The organism is Thermogemmatispora sp. (assembly GCF_019683635.1).
Taxonomy (GTDB): domain Bacteria; phylum Chloroflexota; class Ktedonobacteria; order Ktedonobacterales; family Ktedonobacteraceae; genus Thermogemmatispora.
Map to the genome: position 1 here is coordinate 1 of NZ_JADGIA010000320.1, position 3,394 is coordinate 3,394.

General features: G+C 58.1%; 2 protein-coding genes. One reads left to right on the forward strand and one right to left on the reverse strand.

The features are described from left to right. Window positions 1-397 precede the first annotated feature (397 nt). The gene (dxs, locus tag IRZ31_RS20735) at window positions 398-2,344 is read left to right on the forward strand and encodes a 1-deoxy-D-xylulose-5-phosphate synthase (RefSeq protein ID WP_297157502.1); all 1,947 of its coding nucleotides are present in this window, start codon (window positions 398-400) and stop codon (window positions 2,342-2,344) included. Between the two features lie 159 nt (window positions 2,345-2,503). On the opposite strand, the gene IRZ31_RS20740 is transcribed toward dxs, so the two are convergent. Next, window positions 2,504-3,235: a response regulator transcription factor gene (locus tag IRZ31_RS20740; protein WP_297157504.1), complete on the reverse strand. Its 732-nt coding sequence runs from the start codon at window positions 3,233-3,235 to the stop codon at window positions 2,504-2,506. Window positions 3,236-3,394 lie beyond the last annotated feature (159 nt).

Below are 3,394 nucleotides of genomic sequence, written 5' to 3' on the forward strand. Positions count from 1 at the left end.
ATACCGGCAGGAAAAGGCAACGTCAAGCGGTCCATCGGGTCACGCCTGCCATCATTTCAGCGCGTAAACGGACCTCCCCTTGCGGGGGAGCGTTGATCTTTTGGGAACGCTCCAACCCACCCGGATGTCCCAACTGTTTTCCGAAAGGCCATGATAAGAAGAAAGTGGAACCCTGTCAAGAGTCTTCCGGCTCCATCCCGGTCGACCAGTATCGTGAGCAACTCCGGTGCACAAGCAACCGCCTGGCCGCTTCCTGACCGCCTTGCCTCCCTCTCCTTTCACGTGAACAGCTGTCCTGTCAAGGCTTCAGGTGCCTTTCTCTGTCGCATCGCGACCTTTCTTTCGCTGTCGGCGACGCCCTATAATACGAGATAAGCTTTCCTGTGGGAGGACCGCCTTGGCAAGGATACTGGATCGCATTGATAGCCCGGCTCAGCTCCGCTCGCTCAGCGTCGCGGAGATGCAAACGCTGGCCGAAGAGATTCGTCAGGAAATCATCGAGACCGTCTCGACGAGAGGAGGACATCTTGCTCCCAACCTGGGCGTTGTCGAGCTGACACTCGCCTTGCACACCGTCTTCAACACCCCCCATGATCTTCTTGTCTGGGATATCGGCCATCAGGCTTATGTGCATAAATTGTTAACTGGACGTCGCGAACGCTTCCGCACAATTCGCCAATTTGGAGGCCTGTCGGGCTATCTCCGCCGCGAAGAAAGTCCCTATGATGTCTTCGGCGCCAGCCATGCCAGCACCTCCATCTCTGCCGCCCTGGGCCTGGCCGTGGCGCGCGATCTCCAGGGCCAGGACTTCAAGGTCGTGGCCATCATCGGTGACGGCGCCTTGACTGGCGGCATGGCTCTGGAAGCCCTCAACAACGCTGGCAGTTTGAAGAAGAATCTCATTATTATCCTCAACGACAACGAGAAATCCATCTCGGATAATGTAGGCGCCATTGCCACCGTGTTGGCCAAAGCGCGACGCATGCAGACCTCGCCAGGCTACCAGCGCTTACGAGAGGTGACCAAAGGCTCTATCGAGCGCTTGCCCGTCGTGGGTGATGTCGCTCTGGAAGCCGCCGCCCGTGCTGAAACCAGCTTTAAACAGTTTGTCTTGCATAGCAAGAGCGGAACCATTTTCGAGGAGCTGGGCTTCAAATTCTTTGGGCCATTCGATGGCCATGATCTTGCACTGCTCATCGATGTTCTGGAAAATATTAAGCGGATTGAAGGGCCGATCGTGGTCCAGGTGGTTACCAAGAAAGGCAAAGGCTGGACCTTTGCCGAAGAGGATGCCACCAAGTGGCATGGACCAGGCGCCTTCGACTACCGCACCGGCGTCATTAAAAAGAATCCCAATGACCCCCCAACCTACACCGAAATCTTCGCGAACACACTGGTCGAGCTGGCCGAGCGCGACCAGGCCATTGTGGGTATCACTGCCGCCATGGCCGAAGGCACAGGCTTGAAGAAGCTGCACCAGCGTTTCCCCGAGCGCTACTTTGATGTCGGCATTGCTGAGCAGCATGCTGTGACCTTTGCCGGCGGGCTGGCCGTTGGTGGCCTGCGTCCGGTGGTTGCCATTTATTCCACCTTCATGCAGCGGGCCTTTGATCAGGTCATCCATGATATCTGCATGCAGAACCTGCATGTCGTCTTTGCGATGGACCGCGCCGGCGTCGTCGGAGAGGATGGCCCCACGCAGCATGGCCTCTTTGATATCGCCTTTATGCGGATGATCCCTAATATGAAGGTCATGGCCCCTCGCGATGAAAACGAGCTACGCCACATGCTCTATACAGCCCTTTACATGGACGGGCCAGTCTGCCTGCGCTATCCGCGTGGTAAGGCGCGTGGGGTGGCCCTGGACAAGGAGCTGCGCCCTCTAGAGATCGGCAAGGCGGAGCTGCTCACGCCGGCGACCCTCACGGAGGCCAGGCGCTGCCAGTGTGCCCTGCTCGCCTATGGCACCACAGTTGAGTTAGCTGAGCAGGCGGCAACCGAGCTACGAGAAGAGGGATTCAACGTCGCGGTGGTCAATGCGCGCTGGGCCAAGCCGCTGGACGAGGGCCTCATTCTGGATCTGGCGCAGACCACGCGGCATCTGGTCACCATTGAAGACCACATGGTGGCTGGCGGCTTCGGCAGTGCCGTCCTTGAACTTCTTGCCCGCGAAGGCTGCCACGACGTCCATGTCAAGCTCATTGGCTTTCCCGATCGCCTGGTCGAGCACGGGGCGCCGTCCATCCTCAAGGAGCTGTATGGCCTCTCCTCTGCTCATATTAAGGAAGTCGTTCGCGAGCTGCTCGGGATCACAACCCCCACCGCGCATAGTAGCCCGGCCTGAGCGAGCGATGGCAGGTCTCACCTGTGAGCTGAGGGCAGCACGGGCCTGTTCTGTCTGCCCGGTTTGATCCTGCCCTCAGCCACAGCGAGGAGCAAGAGTGCGGCGGAATGAAGGCAACAGATGTCCGCCTGCTGGAGCGCCAGAGGCAGCCATCAGCCCTCAGTTACGTGAACTGAGCAGATAAATGGCCTCAGTGCGGCTACGGGCATGTAGCTTCTCAAAAATATTCTGAATGTGTTTATGAACTGTTGATTCTGCTATATTGAGTTCCTGAGCGATTTCCCGGTTCTTGCGGCCTTTGCGGATCAGATCAAGAACCTCGATTTCGCGCTCCGTGAGCGGGCGCGAGAGGTTCGGCAGGTTCAGCGCCGAACCCTGAAGCCGCTGCTGGACCTTATAATAGAAAGCGCGACTGGCCGCGCCCTGGGAGAAATCGGCGGGAGGAACCTCGCGGATCTTACCGCTGAGAGTCAGTGTGCGCAGGTGAGCCAACACGCGCGTTGCCAGGGGGCCGGGGATCGAGATTTCGTTGCGCGCGGCGGAGCGGATGGCAGCTACCAGCGCCTCTGGCTCGATATCCTTGGTCAAATAGCCAATGGCCCCACGCTGGATGGCGAGCAGGGCCAGCTGTTCCTGCTGCGAAGCTGTCAAAATGACCACGCGCGTCTCCGGCGAGCAGGCGAGCACACGCTCCGTTGCCTCGAAACCATCGCATTCTGGCATGTCCAGGTCTATCAATGCAACATCCGGGCGGGTTTCACCGGCCTGGGCCTCGGCCTCCCGGCCATTACAGGCCTCGGCCACCACTTCCATATCGCCGGCTCGCTCCAGAATCTCACGCACGACGCGTCGAATCAAGGTATGATCATCTGCCAGTAGGACTCTAATCATCGTCTAACTCTTTCTGCCTCCTGTACAGTCTTAAGTCCTATCAGTATATAAACAAATATGTACGTGTGCCAGATAGGAAAGCACACATAAGCGAATATGTGTACACATTACACTGTACTGTGGCCTCCAAGAAGCAGGGGCTAAAAGCGCGGTTAGAGG